This is a genomic window from Hymenobacter sp. DG01, from assembly GCF_006352025.1.
Lineage (GTDB): Bacteria > Bacteroidota > Bacteroidia > Cytophagales > Hymenobacteraceae > Hymenobacter.
In genome coordinates this window covers 1,737,579-1,755,842 of the sequence record NZ_CP040936.1, presented here as the reverse complement: position 1 = coordinate 1,755,842, position 18,264 = coordinate 1,737,579, and the positions used below count along the sequence as shown (strand labels likewise).

15 protein-coding genes and 1 riboswitch are annotated in these 18,264 nt (G+C 60.9%); of the genes, 1 reads left to right on the top strand and 14 read right to left on the bottom strand.

Features of this window, described 5'->3' with window-relative positions; all coding sequences use genetic code 11:
* Positions 1–38 precede the first annotated feature (38 nt).
* From cobA to pseB, 14 genes are all read right to left on the bottom strand, one after another.
* The gene (gene cobA, locus FGZ14_RS07525; protein WP_139922913.1) at positions 39–842 is read right to left on the bottom strand and encodes a uroporphyrinogen-III C-methyltransferase; all 804 of its coding nucleotides are present in this window, start codon (positions 840–842) and stop codon (positions 39–41) included.
* Positions 843–956: 114 nt separating this feature from the next.
* On the bottom strand, positions 957–2,243 hold the full coding sequence (locus tag FGZ14_RS07520) for a sulfate adenylyltransferase subunit 1 (RefSeq protein ID WP_139922911.1): 1,287 nt from the start codon (positions 2,241–2,243) through the stop codon (positions 957–959).
* A gap of 118 nt (positions 2,244–2,361) precedes the next feature.
* Positions 2,362–3,303, bottom strand: a complete 942-nt coding sequence (gene cysD, locus FGZ14_RS07515) for a sulfate adenylyltransferase subunit CysD (RefSeq protein ID WP_257883407.1) — start codon at positions 3,301–3,303, stop codon at positions 2,362–2,364.
* Between the two features lie 51 nt (positions 3,304–3,354).
* The gene (locus FGZ14_RS07510; protein ID WP_139922906.1) at positions 3,355–4,131 is read right to left on the bottom strand and encodes a phosphoadenylyl-sulfate reductase; all 777 of its coding nucleotides are present in this window, start codon (positions 4,129–4,131) and stop codon (positions 3,355–3,357) included.
* A 312-nt stretch (positions 4,132–4,443) separates the two neighbouring features.
* Positions 4,444–4,535, bottom strand: a riboswitch (SAM riboswitch).
* Positions 4,536–4,628: 93 nt separating this feature from the next.
* Entirely contained in the window at positions 4,629–4,928 is a 300-nt protein-coding gene (locus FGZ14_RS07505; protein WP_139922903.1) for a hypothetical protein, read from the bottom strand.
* Between the two features lie 47 nt (positions 4,929–4,975).
* The gene (locus FGZ14_RS07500; protein ID WP_139922901.1) at positions 4,976–6,454 is read right to left on the bottom strand and encodes an oligosaccharide flippase family protein; all 1,479 of its coding nucleotides are present in this window, start codon (positions 6,452–6,454) and stop codon (positions 4,976–4,978) included.
* 124 nt (positions 6,455–6,578) lie between these two features.
* Positions 6,579–8,024 carry a hypothetical protein gene (locus FGZ14_RS07495; RefSeq protein ID WP_139922899.1) on the bottom strand — a complete coding sequence of 482 codons (1,446 nt, stop codon included), beginning with the start codon at positions 8,022–8,024 and terminating at the stop codon, positions 6,579–6,581.
* A gap of 71 nt (positions 8,025–8,095) precedes the next feature.
* A complete protein-coding gene (locus tag FGZ14_RS07490) occupies positions 8,096–9,385 on the bottom strand; it encodes a hypothetical protein (protein WP_257883371.1) in 1,290 nt (429 codons plus the stop codon).
* Between the two features lie 67 nt (positions 9,386–9,452).
* Positions 9,453–10,493, bottom strand: a complete 1,041-nt coding sequence (gene pseI / locus FGZ14_RS07485; protein WP_139922897.1) for a pseudaminic acid synthase — start codon at positions 10,491–10,493, stop codon at positions 9,453–9,455.
* Positions 10,494–10,532: 39 nt separating this feature from the next.
* Complete coding sequence (locus tag FGZ14_RS07480) at positions 10,533–11,219, bottom strand: DUF4328 domain-containing protein (protein WP_180754527.1); 687 nt, start codon at positions 11,217–11,219, stop codon at positions 10,533–10,535.
* Positions 11,220–11,260: 41 nt separating this feature from the next.
* Positions 11,261–12,778: a UDP-2,4-diacetamido-2,4,6-trideoxy-beta-L-altropyranose hydrolase gene (pseG, locus tag FGZ14_RS07475; protein ID WP_139922893.1), complete on the bottom strand. Its 1,518-nt coding sequence runs from the start codon at positions 12,776–12,778 to the stop codon at positions 11,261–11,263.
* Positions 12,779–12,820: 42 nt separating this feature from the next.
* Positions 12,821–13,546, bottom strand: coding sequence for a cytidylyltransferase domain-containing protein (locus tag FGZ14_RS07470; protein ID WP_139922891.1), 726 nt, complete (start codon positions 13,544–13,546; stop codon positions 12,821–12,823).
* Between the two features lie 111 nt (positions 13,547–13,657).
* On the bottom strand, positions 13,658–14,833 hold the full coding sequence (pseC, locus tag FGZ14_RS07465) for a UDP-4-amino-4,6-dideoxy-N-acetyl-beta-L-altrosamine transaminase (protein WP_139922889.1): 1,176 nt from the start codon (positions 14,831–14,833) through the stop codon (positions 13,658–13,660).
* A 97-nt stretch (positions 14,834–14,930) separates the two neighbouring features.
* Positions 14,931–15,950 (bottom strand): UDP-N-acetylglucosamine 4,6-dehydratase (inverting), encoded by a 1,020-nt coding sequence (pseB, locus tag FGZ14_RS07460; RefSeq protein ID WP_139922887.1) that lies wholly within the window; start codon positions 15,948–15,950, stop codon positions 14,931–14,933.
* Positions 15,951–16,220: 270 nt separating this feature from the next.
* Between pseB and FGZ14_RS07455 the strand changes: the two genes are divergently transcribed.
* Positions 16,221–18,056, top strand: a complete 1,836-nt coding sequence (locus FGZ14_RS07455; RefSeq protein ID WP_139922885.1) for a hypothetical protein — start codon at positions 16,221–16,223, stop codon at positions 18,054–18,056.
* Positions 18,057–18,264 lie beyond the last annotated feature (208 nt).

The following is an 18,264-nucleotide window of genomic DNA, read 5'->3' as shown; positions in this document are numbered from 1 at the left end:
TAGTGATATTGGCTGTGGAAAAGCGGAGCAGAAATAAATCAGGCCACCTCTGCGTAGGAGGGTGGCGTTAACACGGCGAAAGCCGCCGGCGGGAGCGTAGTCGCCAGACTGGCCGGAGTAGCCAGGCGAACTACCTCGCCAATAATGATGATGGCCGGCGTCCCGATACCGGCCGCGGCGGCGCGGGCGGGCAGCTCGGCTACCGTACCGGTTACCACCCGCGCCTGGGGTAGGGTGCCGTTCTGCACGATGGCTGCCGGGGTGTCAGTCTGCCCGCAACGGCTGAACACAGCCACGATATTTTCCAGCTCGCCCAGGCCCATGAGTATCACAGTAGTAGCGCGCGACTGAGCGGCCTCGGCCACACTGCCCGACAACTCGCCGGTAGCCGTAGTGGCCGTAATCACTCGAAATCCTTCGCTCAGGCCGCGGTGCGTAACCGGAATACCCGCGCTGCCCGCCGCCGCTACCGCGCTGCTAATGCCCGGCACGTAGTCGGTGGCTAGGCCGTGGGCTTCGGCGAAGAGCATTTCCTCTCGGCCCCGCCCGAACACAAATGGGTCGCCACCTTTCAGGCGCACCACGTGGCCGTAGCGGTGGGCGTACTCCACAATCAGGGCGTTGATTTCGTCCTGCGAGTGGCTGCGCATACCGCGGCGCTTGCCCACGGGCACGCTTACAGCCGCAGGGCGTGCGTGCTGGAGCAGGGCGTGGTTGGTCAGGGCATCGTAGAGAATCACGTCGGCTTCGGCCAGCACCCGAGCCCCTTTGAGCGTGAGCAGCTCCGGGTCGCCGGGCCCGGCCCCGAGTACCGTCAGGCGTGGTAGTTTGGTTGTGGACATGGGGGTAGGGAGAAGTGAGGTGAGAGCTGGGAAAACTGCCGGTCATGTCGAGCTAGTCTAGACATGACGTTCTATTTGATGAGCAGGTACCCGTGTGCCCCCAGACTCAGATTTCTAAATAGAATAGGCCACCGGCGGACCGACGGGCAGGGTGAAGTACTCGGAGTCGGCGGCTTCCACGAGGCCGGCCGCCACGGTGTCGCCGGTCAGCTCATCGACGAGGATAAAGGAACCGGAGGCGCGGTTTTCCAGGTAGGTGTCCACGGCCAGGGGGAGGGCCGTTTTCAGGCGCACCCGCACGATGTCGTTGAGCTGGGCCGAATCGGCGGCGGCGCGGGCGAAGGTGTGCACGTTCACCTTATAGAGGATGGCCGGAATGGCCGCTTTCACCAGCGCGGAATGATGCTGCACCAGCAGCTTACGGCCGGGCCACAGGGGCTGCTCGCTCATCCAGCAAAGGGTAGCTTCCAGCTCGCGGGTGAGGGTAGGGGCCTCGGCCAGCGGCACAATGGAGTCGCCGCGGCTCACGTCCACGTCGTCGCGCAGGCGCAACACCACGGCCTGGGGCGCGGAGGCCGCATCAACTTCCTGCTGGTTTACTTCAATGGCTTCGATTTCCGACTGCAGGCCGGAGGGTAGCACCGTTACCCGGTCGCCGCGGCGGTACTGGCCGCTCTGGATCTGGCCGGCGTAGCCACGGTAATCGGGCAGCTCGGCGGTTTGGGGCCGGATGACGTACTGGACCTGGAAGCGACCCGGCGCGGCCGTTTCCGAAGCGCCGGGCACGCTTTCCAGGTGCTCCAGCAGGCTCGGGCCAGTGTACCAGGGTAGGAGCACCGACTTCTTCACCACGTTGTCGCCGTTGAGGGCGCTGAGCGGAATAGCCGTGGCTGCGGGCAGGTTGAAGTGGTTGGTCAGCTCGGCGTAGTCGGTGGCAATCTTGGCGAACACGGCTTCGTCGTAGCCTACCAGATCCATCTTGTTCACGGCCAGCACAAAGTGCCGGATGCCCAGCAGGGCGGCAATGAGCGTATGGCGGCGGGTTTGCTCAATCACGCCCTGGCGCGCATCTACCAACACAATGGCCAGGTCGGCGTTGCTGGCGCCGGTTACCATGTTACGGGTGTACTGCACGTGGCCCGGCGCATCGGTAATGATGAACTTGCGGCGGGGGGTAGTGAAATACTTGTAGGCGACATCAATGGTGATGCCCTGCTCGCGCTCAGCCCGCAAGCCATCCGTCAGCAAAGCCAAATCCACGGTGCCATTAGAGGCCTGCCGCTTTTCCAGGGCCGCCAGCACGTCCAGCGACACCGATTCGGAGTCGTAGAGTAGCCGCCCAATCAGGGTGCTTTTGCCGTCATCGACGCTGCCGCAGGTGATAAATCGAAGTAAGTCCATGTTGGTGATGAGGTGAAAGGTGATGAGGTGAAATGTGTTGTGGGATGATGGAGTAGAGGGAGGAAGCCATTGCAGGACCATTCTTTTCACCTCATTACTTCATCACCTCATCACCCCACTAGAAATACCCGTTGCGTTTGCGGTCTTCCATGCCGGCTTCCGAGATGTTGTCGTCGAGGCGGGTAGCGCCCCGCTCGCTTACTTTGGCCAGCAGCAGGTCCTGGATGATGTCTTCCACGGTGGCGGCGTCGCTTTCCACGGCGGCCGTGCATGTAGAGTCGCCGACGGTGCGGAAGCGCACCTGCCGGGTCACGATTTCATCGTCCTTATCCAGGCGCAAGTGCTCCGAAAGGCCTAGTAGCTGGCCGGTAGGTAGCACCACGCAACGGCGCTCATGACCGAAGTAGATGTCGGGCAGGGCAATGTTCTCGCGCTGGATATAGCGCCACACGTCCAGCTCCGTCCAGTTGGAAATGGGGAACACGCGCACGTTTTCGCCCTTCTGGATGCGGCCGTTGTAGATGTTCCAGAGCTCGGGGCGCTGGCGCTTAGGGTCCCACTGCCCAAACTCGTCGCGGACGGAGAAAATGCGCTCCTTAGCCCGGGCCTTTTCCTCGTCGCGGCGAGCCCCGCCGATGCAGGCATCGAACTCAAACTCCTCAATGACCTCCAGCAGCGTATAGGTTTGCAGGGGATTGCGGCTGGGAAACTTGCCGCCCGGCTCGCGCAGGCGCTGCCGCTTGATGGTATCTTCCACTTGGCGCACGATCAGCTTTTCGCCCAGGTTTTCAGCTAGCTGGTCGCGGTAGGCCAGTACCTCGGAGAAGTTGTGGCCGGTATCGACGTGCACCAGGGGAAACGGGAAGCGGCCGGGCCGGAAGGCCTTTTCCGCGAGGCGGGTCAGCACGATGGAGTCTTTGCCGCCCGAGAAGAGTAGGGCTGGGCGCTCAAACTGGCCGGCCACTTCCCGCAGGATGTGGATGGCTTCGGCTTCCAGCCGGTCGAGATAATCGAAAGAAGGGGTACTCATGTGTAGAACACGATTTAGCGCAGAAGTCAGCTAAACTGGCGGAGCTGCTGTAGAGACGAATGAGAGGTAAAAGGCCCGTGGCTAGCCTGCCGGAACGGGCTCCACCACCGGGTCGGGGCCGTTGTGATGGGCGGTGGCGTGCAGGCCGCACTCCTTGGCCGAAAGGTCTTCCCACCACCAGCGGCCGGCCCGGAAGTCCTCGCCCGGCCGAATGGCGCGGGTGCAGGGGGCACACCCGATGCTCACGAAGCCCTGCTGATGCAGGGTGTTCACCGGCACTCCGTTTTCCTGGGTGAAGGCCACGGCCTGGTCCCAGGTCCAGTCGAACAGCGGATGGATTTTAACCAGGTTATGAGCCGCGTCCCACTCCACGGGGTCCATGGTTTGGCGGTTCTGCGACTGCTCGGCGCGGATGCCCGTAACCCAGGCGGCTTTGCCGGCCAGGGCGCGGTTCAGGGGCTTCACTTTGCGGATATGGCAGCACTCCTTGCGGTTCTCCACACTCTCGTAGAAGGAGTTAGGGCCTTTGGCTAGCATCAGCTGCTCTACGCTTTCCCGCTGGGGGTAGTACACCGCAATGGGCTGCTCGTACTTCAGCAGGGTCTTGTTCCAGGTGGCGTAGGTTTCCTGGAAATTCCGGCCCGTATCGAGGGTGAAAACCTGAATGGGAAGCTGGTGGCTGAAGATTAAATGGCTGATAATCTGGTCTTCCAGGCCGAAAGAGGTCGAAAAAACGGCCTGTTCGGGGAAGCGTTCAGCCACGAGGCGCAGCCGCTCCAGGGCCGTAGCCTGGATCAGCCGGGGGCGCAGGTCGTCGAGCAAGGCGCGGACGGCCGGCGCAGCAGTTGCTGCTGACATAACAAGAAGGGGAGGGAAGCCGGCCCACAGGCGCAAACTTCAGCTGACAGGATGGCCCTACCCCGCGGTGGCAGCCAAACAAGGAGGCGCAGCCAGCAGCGGCAAGGGCGAAAAGCCGGGTGTGCGGGCAGAGTCAGCTACACAAAAAACTGTGTCAGCAGAGCTGCCAGGCGCACAAACCAGGAAAAAAAGAAGGGTGCGTTACGCCTGACAACAACACGCCATGCCCATCATAGCACAACACCCATGCTGTAGAGCAATGGTGGTGGCGGATGTGGCGGCGGAGTTAGACAAGCGGTTCACGGTACGTTGTTTTTATATGGTCAGGACTTGGCACCGTTTCGGATGGTCCGCTGGTTGCCGGCGCTTCGTCGAGCCTGTCTCTCCACGCCTCTGTATAAAAACAATCCTTTCAGGTAAAGAATTGATGGGGCAAAAGTAGCGGCCAGAATTTTATACTTCCAAATTTTATTTTTCTGGTCAACTAAAAATCCTGATTATTCGCCGTGGCTGACGCTCGTAATTACGCCATCGGCCCCAATGCTTAGGTAGATATTATCGGAGGCTGCAGGCGAGGCCTTGTACACGTACGCTGAATCAGCAGAAACGCCCAGCATTCTGCGCGACGGAGCGCCGCCCATTATTCTCATTGCCTGCTGTTTAGACATGCCCACCCGGACCAGATAGGAATTGTGCTGGTTTCTTTTCCCGGGTATATGCTCCCTGAAAATCACAACCAGTAAAAGGAAGAAAGCAATGGCTAAAATTGACCCCAGAAAATGCTTCACCGCGTTCATAGAAGATAGTATATCAGTCTGTAGAATAATAATATATAAAACAACGGCTAGTGTTTCCGTTGTTTAAGTTTGCTGAGAAAAGCAGTTGCTTCGGGGGCCGAGTTCGTCACCAGAATCAGTCCGCCGTACACCAGCGTCAGCACGGTGGAGCGCAGGAGCATGGTAAGCAGGGGCGAGCTAAGGGAGGGCATCAGCCAGCCTGCTACCCCCGCCACGGCCGCAATACCTAGTATCAGCGGGATGCGCCAGGTAAAGGGCTGCATGCGGTAGCTGTGCCACACAAACCAGGTGCGGGCCACGTTAATGCTGACTTGCGCGATGCAGGCCGCTACCGCCGCCCCCACCATGCCCAGGCGCGGAATCAACAAACCGTTGAGCAGAATAGTGAGCAGCGCCAGTGACACGTTGAAAATCAGGTCGAACCGGTAGCGTGGAGACGTTACTACCATCAGGCCATTAACGCCCGTGATGCCATCGAAGAGCTTGCTGGCCAGTAGGAGCAGCACCACCACCGTACCCTCGGCGTAGCGGGCGTTGCGCATCAGGGAGTAGATAAAGTCCAGATTCAAGGCGATGCCCAGGAACAACAGGCAGCCGATGAGGGTGTTGAGGCGGGTAGCGCGGCGGTAGAAGTCGGCCATGCGCGGGAGGTCCTGCTGCTTCCAGTAGTCGGCCAGGAGCGGAAAGGCTATTTTGTTGAGGGAGCGGGCCGGAATAGCCAAGGCCGTACTGATGTTGCCGGCCACCACGTAAATGCCGGCCGCCGCCACGCTCACCTGGGCGCCCACCATCAGGGTGTCGATGAACATAATGATGCTGCCCGACAGGCTGCCAAGCAGGGTAAAGGCGCCCATGCCCAGCATTTCGCGCAGGGGGCGCACCGTGAGCACCTGCTGCGTAGGTCGCCAGTGCAGCTCCCCGATGGCCGCCGTGTAAGCCGTCAGCAGCAAAGCAATGACGCTGTTTACGCTCACAAACCACAGCACGTAGCCTGAGAAAGACAGGTAGCCAAAGCCAAACAGGAAAGCCCCCGTCACAATCAGAACTCGCAGCAGAATATCCTGCACGAAGGACGAGAAAGCCGTGTGGTACAGCGCCTTGAGGTAGGCATCCTGCACCGAGTAAAGCATGGTAAACAAGGCCAGCACGGCACCCCAGGCGTAGTACGGCGCCAGTAGGGGCGCATCCCGCCCATACCAGGGCAGCAGCAGTGGCTCGCCCAGAAAATACAGGGCCGTGACCACTGCAAACCCCAGCAGCGGCACACCCAGCAGCAGCGGCAGAAACCCTCGGTGCCCCGACTCTGGATGGCGGAAGTAAGGGAAAAAACGGATGCCCACGCTGGCAAAGCCAAAGGCCGCAACCTGGGCGTAGAGCGTGGCTACCGACGACAGGGTGGCCGTAACCCCCAGCTGCTCGGGCTGCAGAAAGTTGGGTAGCACCAGAGCCGTACTCACGAAGCCCAGCGCCAGCCCGATGTAGGAAATAATGGTGTTGCGCAGCCCCTGCCGCTGAACGATACCCAAACGGTGAAGTGATAAATGAGTGAATGAATGAATGTTCCAGCTGTCGTTCTAAGCGAAGCGAGAGGTCTAGGTTCTCCACGCGGCGGAGTAACCCAGATTCCGACCGAAGCGAGGAATGACATTGCTAGCCCATTCGCTCACAAATTTCCCGGCCGTTGACGAAGGCCACGTTGCGGCCGCGAAGGTACTCCATGATTTCGGCGAACTGGCGGGGGCCGTTGGTTTCGTTGGCCGGGTCGAAGTTCTCGTTGTGCCAGAGCACCGTGCACACGCCCCCGAACCGCTCTATTTTCTGAAACATCGGCATCAAAGCCGGCAGGATTTCCTTGGTAGCCAGTTGGAGGTAGCGCGGGTGATGGAGGGTAGCGTCCATCACGTTGAGCGGGATTTCCAGGAATGTAGATGTCTGAATAGAGTTTTTCGGTCCTAGGGTAAAGAAAGCTGGTGCTTCTGATGGTAGCGTATAAAGCCTCATTTGCGGAGGATCAACAATAAAAGGATCAGCATTAAAATTGAAAGTATAGAACGGTAGGCAGTAGGAATTTCGGAAGCCAAAGTGCTCCGCAAACCCTAGCGTAGAGTCATGAGTGAAACCATCCATACTCAGCAAAGTGGACGTGATGCGCGGCTCCCAACTCAGGTAGTGAAACCGGATGCCGCTACATGGTACCGGAATTTTAAGCCAATCCACCTTCAACTTTCCGCCATGTGCTGCAGTACCCAGACTCGCGTGCAGGCCTACCTCTGCATCCTGAATAGCTGCGGCTATTTTTGTCCACACCTTGCGCAGTTTATAATCCGCATTCGGCGTGCCGTTGGCAGCTTTCCGGTGCTCAGGCAGAAAGAAGAACGTGCTCTTTGCGCCGTAACTGGCTACGGTTTCCTGCACCTGCCGGAGGTTGTCCCAGGCGTCAGGGGTAGTGAAATGCCGCCACAGCTGCTGCCCGAAGCTCAGGAGCCGGCCTTGGCGCAGGGCAGCTTTGGCCGGGGCTTTCCAGGCGCTGTACAGGTTGTCGATGTCGTGGGTGATGAAGGCGGCCCAGGAGGCCCCACCGGCCCAGCGGCGCGGCTGCAGCGGCTGGCCCATGACGTGCTCCACGGCAGTTTTCAGCACATCGAAGTAGTAGTTCACGACGGGCACCGTCACGAAGCTGTAGCGACTCTGCACGCTGGCCGAGTAAGGGAAGCGGCCGTGCTGGTCACGCTCCTCCGAAAAATACTCCTGCCAACCGCTGAGCAGGTAGAAAGCCGCCGAAATGATGTCGGCGTGAATCAGGGCCCGCCCGCCGGGCAGCAACTCCAGCAGCGGCTTCTGCGGCGCTAGGTCGAAGAAAACCGGAATGGACTGGCCCAGCCACTCGCGTTGGGTGGGGGCAGGGGGGTAGGGCTGCTGCTCGCTGAAAAACGACCCGGCCGCCTCCGCTACCTCCACCTGCGGCTGCAACTCGGCGTACCCGATGGACACCGTCGGCACAGCCTCGTAGGCCATGCGGAAGTGCTGAAGTACATAGGCTAGCCGGGTTTCCGTCGGAATTGGAAGCGGCGTGATGGGGAAAGGCGGGGCAGTCATCCCGGCAAAATAAGCGCTACCCAGCAACTCTGTAGCCTTCTGCGAAATCCTCTGCGTTCCTCCGCGGAAACCTACGCCTGCCCGGCCAGCCACTCCCGCAGCAACCGGATGGCTCTTTCCTGGCTGTGCCCCTCGTCGGGAGTGCCCAGGGTAGCGTTATAGTAAGTTGCGCGGTGGTACAAATCGGTGGGCTTGTGCTGCTGGTAGCGCCGCAGTAGTCTGCTGAGCTCAGGCAACGTATGAGCGCGCTCCACCAAGCCGTGGGCCACGTAGCCGTAGTAGTCCTCGGTTACACCGTGGGTGCCAAGCCGGAAGTAGATGCTGGCAAGATTGAGCAGGGTAGCCTCCAGATGGGTACTGGTGTCGGCCGCAATCAGGGCATCGTGCTCGGCCAGAAACTCAAAAACCGTTTGCTGGCGGGCATCGGAAAACTGCAGCTGCGGGTGGCGCTGGCGCAGAAAGGAAAAGTCACGGGTGTCGCCAGGGTGGGGGCGTAGGGTGAACGTTAGGTTCGGAAACTCCTGCAGCAGGTGAGCCAGGGTAGCGGCTACGGACTCTGTTTCATCGAGGGTATTGATGGCCACGGCCACGCGCTGCACGGTGGGGTTCAGGTTTTTGCGGGCCAGAAACGCATCGGCCTTAGGCATGCCCACCAGCTCCACCCGGCCTGCTACCGGGCCGCACTGCCGGTATTTGTCCAGCGCGTCCTGGCCTTCCAGCAAACTAAAATCGAAGCCCAAGGGCGGGAAGTTGGTGCTCACGCTGGCGTGCTGCACGTAGGCCGTGGGCACCCCGCAGGTGCGGGCCGCCAGCAGCAGGGCCCGGGCGTCGTCGTTGTGGTCGTTGGCGAAGATGATGGCCTGGGGGCGGTAGTGGCGCAGGGCCCGCACGTACACCTCATAGTAGCCAATGGCGTTGAAAATCAAGTCGAAGAAGCGCCAGGCTTTCCCGCCTTCCGTGCGCTTCAGGCCCTGGTACAGGGTAGGAAACTGCCCGTAATACAGCAACTTGCGCCGCAGGGAAAGGCGGTTTACTACCCCGTTGTAGCGACCAATCTGCTTGCTCTGACCGGCCACCAGCACCGCGCTAGGCAGACTTTCGCGCAGAAAGTGCAGGGAATCGTAGTTGTTCTGGCTGACCACGTACAGCCACACCTTGCCCTGCAGCTGCTCGGGGTTGCGCACCGGCCGAAACATGTTGCCCACCAGCCGCAGCCCCGCGTAGCCGGCCACCTTGGCCAGGCGCTTCCAGGGGCTGGCCGGCGAAATGGCTTCCAGCATGTGGGCTGGCAGCGAGGCAAACAGGTCGGTGAAACGCAGTTGCAGGATGTCGCGCAGGCGGGCGGTAGCGGAGTTGGGCATAGAGCACAAAAATAGCGCGCCGCTCAGGAGCAACGCGCTAGTTGAAAGCTTAGGAATTGTCAGAAGCCTACAGGGCATCCCAGGTCAGCGGGGTGCCGGCCCGTAGGTTCTGGCGGGCGGGTTTACCGAGCAGCTGGTCGTAGTAGCGCGGCGGCAGCCCGTCGCCGGGGCGCACCACGCGCAGGTTGTCCTTGGTGAATACCTCGCCGGCGGCAACGTCCTGGGCCACGTAGAGGGAGCGTTTGTAGAGGCGGCTTTTCTCCTCGGCACGCTGCACGCCGTACTGCACCTGGCCCAGGGCCTGCCAGGCACGCTCGGTTTCCGTTACGAGCTGGGCCATCTCCTCGGGCTCCAGGGAGAAAGCCGAGTCCACCCCGCCGTCCGCGCGGCGCAGGGTGACGTGCTTTTCCACCACGCAAGCACCCAAGGCCACGGCCGCTACGGCAGCGCCTACCCCCATGGTGTGGTCGGAGAGGCCCATCAGCGCATCGGGGAAGAGCTGCTGAAAGTGAGGCAGGGTACGCAGGTTGGTATTCTGGGGCGTGGCGGGGTAAGTGCTGGTGCACTTGAGCAGCACCAAGTCGCGGCAGCCGGCTTCGCGCAGCACCTGCACGGCCTCCGCCACCTCGGAGAGCTGACTGGCGCCGGTGCTCATAATCACGGGCTTGCCGGTAGCGGCTACCCGGCGCAGCAAAGGCCAGTCGGTATTCTCGAAGGAGGCAATTTTATAGGCGGGCACGTCGAGGGTTTCCAGAAAATCGACGGCGGTTTCATCGAAGGGCGAGCTGAACGCCAGCATGCCGTGCGCCCGGGCCCGGTCGAACAGGGGCTTGTGCCACTCCCAGGGCGTGTGGGCCTCCTGGTAGAGCTCGTGCAGCTCGCGGCCGTACCAGAGGGAGTTGGGGTCGTCGATGCGGTAGGCGCCGGGCAGCGTCATGGTATCGGCGGTGTAGGTCTGGAGCTTAATGGCGTGGGCTCCGGCAGCAGCCATGGCATCCACAATGGCCAGGCCGCGGTTGAGGTCCTGGTTGTGGTTGCCGCTGAGCTCAGCAATGATAAGCGGCGGCTGATCGGGGCCGATGAGGCGGGAGCCAAGAGAGAAATTCATGCTGCAAAGAAACAAAGCTGCCGCCGAAATGGGCTGCAGCTAGAGGTAGAGGTCTTGTTCCGTGGCACCCAAATGATTATGCTCGGGGGCAGCTTGCCCTAAGTCAGCTACCTGTACTTTCAAGGCCAGCTGCTGCTCAAACCCTACGATGCGTTGAATCACGCGGGCCGTAGTGTAGGCCGCCACCGCATCGAAGGCGGAAGTGCAGGCCGTAAACAGAAGAACCGTGCGCAGGCCTTCCACTCCGACCCCTTTTCCAAGGAAGGTAATAAGTAACCCTAGCAGCCCACGTAGTAAAAATAGAGCCCACCACAGCCGCAGCAGGCCATGCGAACTACCGACGCCTGTGCCCAGGCCTTGGGTTACCTGCCAGACCTCCCGCGTAATTCGGTAAGGACGATACATGCTCATGACAGGCAGGAACCACGCAATAACTGCCTGATTGTCCGCGTAATTTGTTTCGAAACCCGTAGCGGCCAGATTATAGTAAGCCCGCCGAAGCCAGCGCATAAAGACGACTATGCTCAGTATGAGCAAAATAAATTGTGTAATCGTGCCCAGCGACTGAAAGATGGAGAGTATCTCTACAGTAGTAGAGCTGAAATCTGTTTGTCGCAGGTAGGTGGCGTAGGCCATGCTAAAGGCAGCAAACGCTAGACTAAAGAGACTGAGGCCAAGAAATACCGTGTAGGCCATCTGGCCTCGTCCGGCGTTGTCACGAATCATCAACTGAAATAATAAAAGCGTAAAAGAGCTGATAAAGTAGCCTAAATTCTGGCAGCCTGCCAAAGGAAGCTTAGGGTGCTGGGGCTGTCAGTGGGCACCTGCTGAAACCCCGCCCGCTCAAAAGCCCTCACCGACGGGACATTGGCGGTCTGCACATGCCCTACCACTTGCCGCACCTGCGGGAAATGCTCCGCCAAGCGCCGCGTACCGGCCAGTAGCAGCAGTGGCGCGAGCCCCCGGCCCCGGAAGGCAGCATCCAGCAGGTAGCTCAGGGTAGCCTTTTCCCCTTCTATGGCAAACCGGATGAGCCCGGCCGGGCGGCCCGTAGCGGCATCCTGGGCCAGCAGCAGCAAGGCCTTCGGGTCTTGCAGGCGGGCTGCCAGCCACTGCTCATGGTTGGGGCGCTCCACGGGGGTAGAGTTAAAGGAGAACTGCCGCACGGCAGGCTCGTTGGTCCAGGCCAGCAGCTGATCCGAGTCGGCGGCGACTACGGGGCGTAGGTAAAACGGCGGTGGGGGCAGCTGCAGGGCCCGGAACTCCTGGCGCAGACGCACGGGCGCGAGTCCATCGAACACCTGTAGCTGCTGTCGGCGCAGGCGCTCGGCAACGCGACCGGCTTCGGGGGAGGTCAGCACATTGGCGGCTGCCGGGTAGGGTAAGGCCAGGCCCGTTTCGCGCAAGTACCGGTCGATATCCTGTTGATTATCGGCGGTGGGCAGCAAAAACAGCAGGCCCCCCCCGGCCGCCGCGTACTCGTAGCTCACGGTGCTGGCCGAGCACACGGCCGCCCCGCATTCCCGCATGAGAGCCGCCAGATCAGGGCCCGACAGGTTGCGGTGGAGCAGAAGTCGGGGTTGATCCTGGGCCCAGGCGCTCAGGCTTTCCCAACCCAGGTAGGCCCCGCCCACCACCGCGTGCACCTGCCGCACCGAGGGCAGGGCTAGCAGCTCGGCGGCTATGCGCTGGGTTTGGTGGGTTGGGTCGGCTCCGCCCAGGCACACCAGCACGGTATCGGTGGAGGCAACTTGTTCAGCCATTGGCAGCGTGCGGAAGGCCGCGCGCAAGGGGGCAAAGGCCGGACCGCTGAGCAAGCGGGCGCCGGGTTGGCGCAGCTCGTAGTCGCGGAGGGTGAGGCCGCCGGCGGGGTTAAGGATTAGGTCGGCGGCAAGGGGGTAGGCGTGCAGATCATCGAGGTACACCAGCCGCGCCACGGCCCCGCGCACCGTGTTCTGATAGTCGTAGCGAAAATCGTAGCCATCGAGCACCAGCAGGTCGGTGGGGCGCAGGACGTGGCGCACCAGCCAGGCCGCTTCCTCGGCCAGAGGTTGCGCTGGCAGATCCCGCACCGCGAGGCCGGCCCCCCGGAGCTGCTCTACCAACGCCGCATCCGGCTCCCGAATCAGAAAGAGCAGCTCCGCGAAGTCCGGCTGCAGAATTTCCGCCAGGGCCAGCAGCCGCATCACATGGCCCAGCCCAATGCGGGAGTTGCCATCGGCCCGCAGCACGAGGCGGGGGGTAGGGTTGCGGACGGGAGCAGGGGTAGGCGCGGGCGTTTGCATGGCCCGAAAGTAGCCACCTGCGCCCGATACCCCGGCAGCGGCCTAGATTTTCTTCTGCTCTACGTGGGCGTTCAGCGCCACCAACTCGGGGTGAGCATCCAGCAGCTGAATGAGCTCATCCCCCGATAAGTCAGCCGCTCCGTAGTTCTCAATCAGCGTCTTTATCAAGGTAAAATCGTCGGGCGTATCTACCGTGAGGCGGTAGGCGCTGCGGTCCTCAGGGCGGCGAACGTGGCGGAACTCCACGCGGCCAGAGCGGTTTTGGTTGATGTACGGGGTAACGTGTTCCCGGTCGGCGGGCAGGGTAGCGCGTTGGTGCGCTTCTTCCAACAGTTCCCGCGAGAATACTTCGTAGTCGAAACCGCGGGGGTAGCTGCGCTTCAGCACGTTGGAGAGGTAGAGACGCGGATTATCGACCCTCAGATACTCCTGCACCGCCGACTGGATCAGCCTTCCATCCAGCAGCGGACAGTCGGAGGTGACGCGCACGATGACGTCCAGGTCGTGCTCCTGGGCGCATTGCTGAAAGCGAGCCAGCACGTCGTCTTCGGAGCCGCGCGTGTAGGGTAGGTGGTGCGCCTCGGCATAGGCGGCCAGGGCATCGTCGGGGTCATTGGCCGTGATGGCCAGGTGCAAGGGCAGCTTACTCCACGCGAGCCGCTCCACATGGTAGTCTAGCAAAGGGCGACCGGCAGCCAGGTGAAGCACTTTACCGGGCAGCCGGGTACTGGTCATGCGGGCTTGGGAAATAATACCGACGTTGGTCAAGGAGACGGGGGTAGGAAGGTAAGAAGTGTCTTGCCCGTCGAAGGGCGTATTTATACCAGAACGGCTCTGCGGACCTCTGCGCCCTCTGCGGGCTAAAATGGTCTGAACGACTTATCCAACAAACTCCCGGATGCAGTCAATCACGTACAGCTGCTCCTCGTCGGAGAGGCTAGGGAACAGCGGAATGCTGAGGCAGTGGGCGTAGTAGGTTTCGGCCAGGGGGAAGTCGCCGGGTTGCCAGCCTAGTTGCTGGTAGTAGGGCATGGTGTGCACCGGAATGTAGTGCACCTGCGCAAAAATCTGCTTTTCCCGCAGGAAGTCATAAAGTCCTTTGCGGTCGGCTGCCTGAATGACGTAGAGGTGGTAAGCATGCCCGGCAGCCGGCGCCAGAAGCTGCACGCCGGGCGTGTCGGCAAAGGCGGCATCGTAGCGGGCGGCCAGCTCGCGGCGGCGCTGCAGACCTTCTTCGGCGCGAGTAAGCTGGCTGATGCCCAGGGCGCAGAGCATATCGGGCATGCGGTAGTTGTAGCCCAGCTCCTGCATTTCCATGTACCAGCCGCCATCAGAGGGGCGCTGCAATTGCGCGGGCTCCTTCGTGATGCCGTGGGTGCGCAGGCGTAGCAGGTGCTCGTAAAGGTCTTGCCGGTTGGTGGTAATCATGCCGCCCTCGCCGGTGGCAATGTGCTTGACGGGGTGGAAGCTGAAAATGGCTAAGTCGGCAAACTGCCCATTGCCGCAGCGCTGCTCCCTACCCCCCTTATCCAGGAAAAACCCGCCGGGCGCGTGGCAGGCGTCCTCGATTATCCAGAGGCCAAACTCGTCGGCTAGCTGGCGAGCTTCCTCCAGGTTCACGGGCAGGCCCGCGAAGTCCACCGGAATCAGGCCGTGGAAGTAGCCTTTGGGCTGACTCTCCAGCAGGCGGCGAACGGCCTTCAGGTCGATGAGGGCGGTAGTGGGGTCGATGTCGGCGAAGTGCACCTCGCCGCCGCAGTAGCGCACGCAGTTAGCCGAGGCCGAGAAAGTAATGGGAGTTGTAATAACGCGCTGGCCCGGCTGCACGCCCAGCGCCAGGGCGCACAGGTGTAGGGCGGCCGTGCCGTTGGCAACGGCTACGGCGTATTTGACTCCCACGTAGGCGGCAAACTTCTGCTCAAACTCCGCCACTTTGGGGCCCTGGGTGAGGTAGTCGGAATACAGGGTTTCCGTTACGGCCTGCACATCCTCGGGGGTAATTTGCTGGCGGCCGTAGGCGATGGGGCGGGTAGGGGAGAAAGCAGGTGCAGACATAGTAGATCAAAGGTAGCTGGTGCGGTAACAACTCGAAAAGCAAAAAAGGCCGCTTTCTGACGAAAACAGCCTTTTCTTTTATAAAACCAGCGTGATGCTACACCGTGAAATCGGCATCTACGTGCAGACGGATTTCCTCCCGGATCTGCTCAGCGTCCATCCACTCGGTGTTGTTGCTGGAGTCGTAGTGGAAACCGGCTTCCACGCGGCGGCCCCCGAAGTGCTTGATGAAGTCATCCACGTCCCAGCGCGGAGTGAAGGGTAGGATAACGTAGTACTTATCCAACTCCACAGTGCTCAGGGCGTCGGTTTCGGTAATCATTTCCTCGTGCAGCTTCTCGCCCGGCCGGATGCCCACAATTTCCTGGCGGCAGTCGGGGCCGATGGCTTTGGCTACCTCTGTAATCTTATAGCTCGGAATCTTGGGCACGAAAATCTCCCCGCCCCAGCTGTGCTCCAAGGCATACAGCACCAGGTCCACGCCTTCCTCCAGGGAAATATTAAAGCGCGTCATGTCGGGGTGGGTGATGGGCAGCACGCCGGTGTGGCGGCGCTGCAGAAAAAACGGCACCACTGAGCCGCGCGAGCCGATTACGTTGCCGTAGCGCACCACCGAGAAACGCAGGTCGCGGCTGCCTTTCATGTTGTTGGCGGCCACAAACAGCTTATCGGAGCAAAGTTTGGTAGCGCCGTAGAGGTTGATGGGCGCTGCAGCTTTATCGGTGCTCAGGGCTACCACGTCCTTCACCCCACAGTCGAGGGCCGCGTTAATCACGTTTTCGGCCCCGAAGATGTTGGTTTTGATGCACTCCATGGGGTTGTACTCGGCAGCCGGCACCTGCTTGAGGGCGGCGGCGTGCACAATCACATCAATGCCCTCGCAGGCTCGCTTGAGTCGCTCCCCATCGCGCACATCCCCAATGAAGTAGCGAATGGCGGGGTACTTGGAGTGGGGAAAAATCTGCGACATTTCGAACTGCTTCAGCTCGTCGCGTGAGTACACCACCAGGCGCTTCACCTGAGGGTATTTCTCGAAAACGGTCTGCACGAACTGCTTGCCGAACGAACCGGTGCCGCCGGTTACCAGAATGGATTTATGATTGAGGTCGAGGGCCATTGGGAGTGATGAGGGGAGGCGGAAAACAGGTGAAACGTCACCCAAACCGGACCTCCCGGGCTAAGGCAGGCAAAAATAGACATTCCGCAGTCAGTTACCAGTTGCGAGTTATAGGTTGCCTGTTTCTTTGAGCGCCGGGCAGAGAAACCAACCAGGGCCAAGGGTTGGTTCTTCCTCCGTAGCTTTGGGGACTGATTGATGCAGAATGGAGTTGAATAATTTCAGGTTGAATGACTGCACAGATCCTGCTCAATCAGCAACGCATAGCACATGACACTGGCAACCGGCAACTCGCAACTGGTAACTGACAACCCAATAAAGGTCATCATCTGGGACCTGGACGATACATTCTGGAACGGCACGCTCTCCGAAGGTGCGGTGGAGGCGCTGGAAGATAATCTGCAGTTGGTGCGCGACACAGCGGCCCGCGGCATCGTGCATACCATTGTCAGTAAGAACGATTTTGCGCCGGCCGAAGCCAAGCTGGTTGAGCTGGGCATCCGCGACCTGTTCGTGTTTCCGCAAATTAGCTGGCAGCCGAAAGGCCCTATTATCAAGCAACTACTGGAGCAGATGCAGCTGCGGGCCCCCAATGCCCTGTTTCTGGATGACAACTCCATGAACCGGGCCGAAGCCCAGTACTACAACCCCGAGCTACAGGTAGCCGACCCCGCCGATCTGCCCGCCCTGGCCCCGCAACTGCGCGCCAGCGGCAAGCCTGACCCCACGTTTTCGCGCCTGGAGCAGTACCGGTTGCTGGAGCGCCAGCAGCAGGCCCGCGCCGCCTACGACGACAACCTGGCTTTCCTGCGCGACGCCCAGGTACGCATCGAGTTCCGCGAAGGAGTGGGGGTAGGCCCCGATCTGGACCGCATCGAGGAGCTGATTAACCGTTCCAATCAGCTCAACTTCACCAAGTGCCGCGTTACTAAAGACGAGTTGCAGGCCAGCTTCGCGGATGCCACCCGCCGTTGGGGTACTGTGCGGGTGCGCGACCGGTTCGGGGATTATGGGCTGGTAGGGATTTACTGCCTGAACACGACCACCCAGCAACTGGAACAGCTGGTGTTTTCCTGCCGGATTCTGCATCTGGGCGTGGAGCAGTTTACCTACGCCCACCTCGGTTTTCCGGCTTTGGAGGTACAGGGCGAGGTAGCTACTACCCTTAACACCACGGACAAACCCGACTGGATTACCATTGAAACCAAAACTCCGGTTGCGGCGGCCTCCGCTCCGGCCGGGGAGCAGCTGCGGGTGCTGCTGAAAGGCGGCTGCGACCTGGGCCAGCTCACGCCCTTCCTGCAGGCGTTTGATTTGGCGGTGGTCGAAGAATTCAACTACAACAACGAGCACCAGATTCCCGTCCACCTGGAGCATACGGCCCTATTACGCGCCGGGCGTGAGTGGCCTGCCGCCGAGCAGCAGCGCCTGGCCGCCGCGCTACCCTTCCTAGGCCGCGAAGCCTTCGACACGCAGCTTTGGAGCGGCAAATACGACGTGCTGGTGTACAGCCCCCTCATGGATTACACCCAGGAGTTGTACCGCGAAAAAGCCACCGGCCGCGAAGTTCCTTTCGGGGGCTACCAGAACCTGACGGCCGTGGACCCTGCCACGCAGGCTGCAAAGTACACCCAGCGCCGCTTCCAGGGAATGGACGAAGCATTTCTGCGCCGTTTCCAACAGGAATATGAGCTAGTAGGTCAGATTTCGCCCGAGCAATTCACGGAAAACCTGCGGTGGTTGCGGGCTCAGGTGCCGGTTCAGGTGCCCATCTTCCTGCTGAACGGAGCCGAAATAGAGGTGCCCGGCTCGGGCGAAACCGGCGCCAAAGAGAGGCACCACCTAATGAACCAGGCTCTGATGGATTTTGCGGCTTCCGCCGAAAACTGCCAGGTAGTAGATGTGCGCGACTTCGTGCAGACGCCCGCCGACGTGACCAACAACCTCCGCCACTATCACCGCCAGCACTACCGCACCCTGGCCCAGCGCCTAGCCGCCGCCATCGGCCAGTGGCACGGCCACCATCTAGACCATTCCACTTGGACCGACCTGAAAGCCCGCGCCGCCAGCCTAGTACCAAGTAAGCTGCGCGGCTTGTTTAAGTAAAGTGATAAGGTGATGGGGTGACAAGTGATAGGTTACAAACAGAACGTCATTCCGAGCTTGTCGAGGAATCTCGCGTGGGCAACCTCACCCCCCGGCTCCCTCTCCTCAGAGAGGGAGATTGAATAGTCCTGCAACGTCAGCACGCGGGATGCTTTGGCTGCGCCTCTGCATGACAGACGATTCACCTACCACTCTTCACTTCCAACCA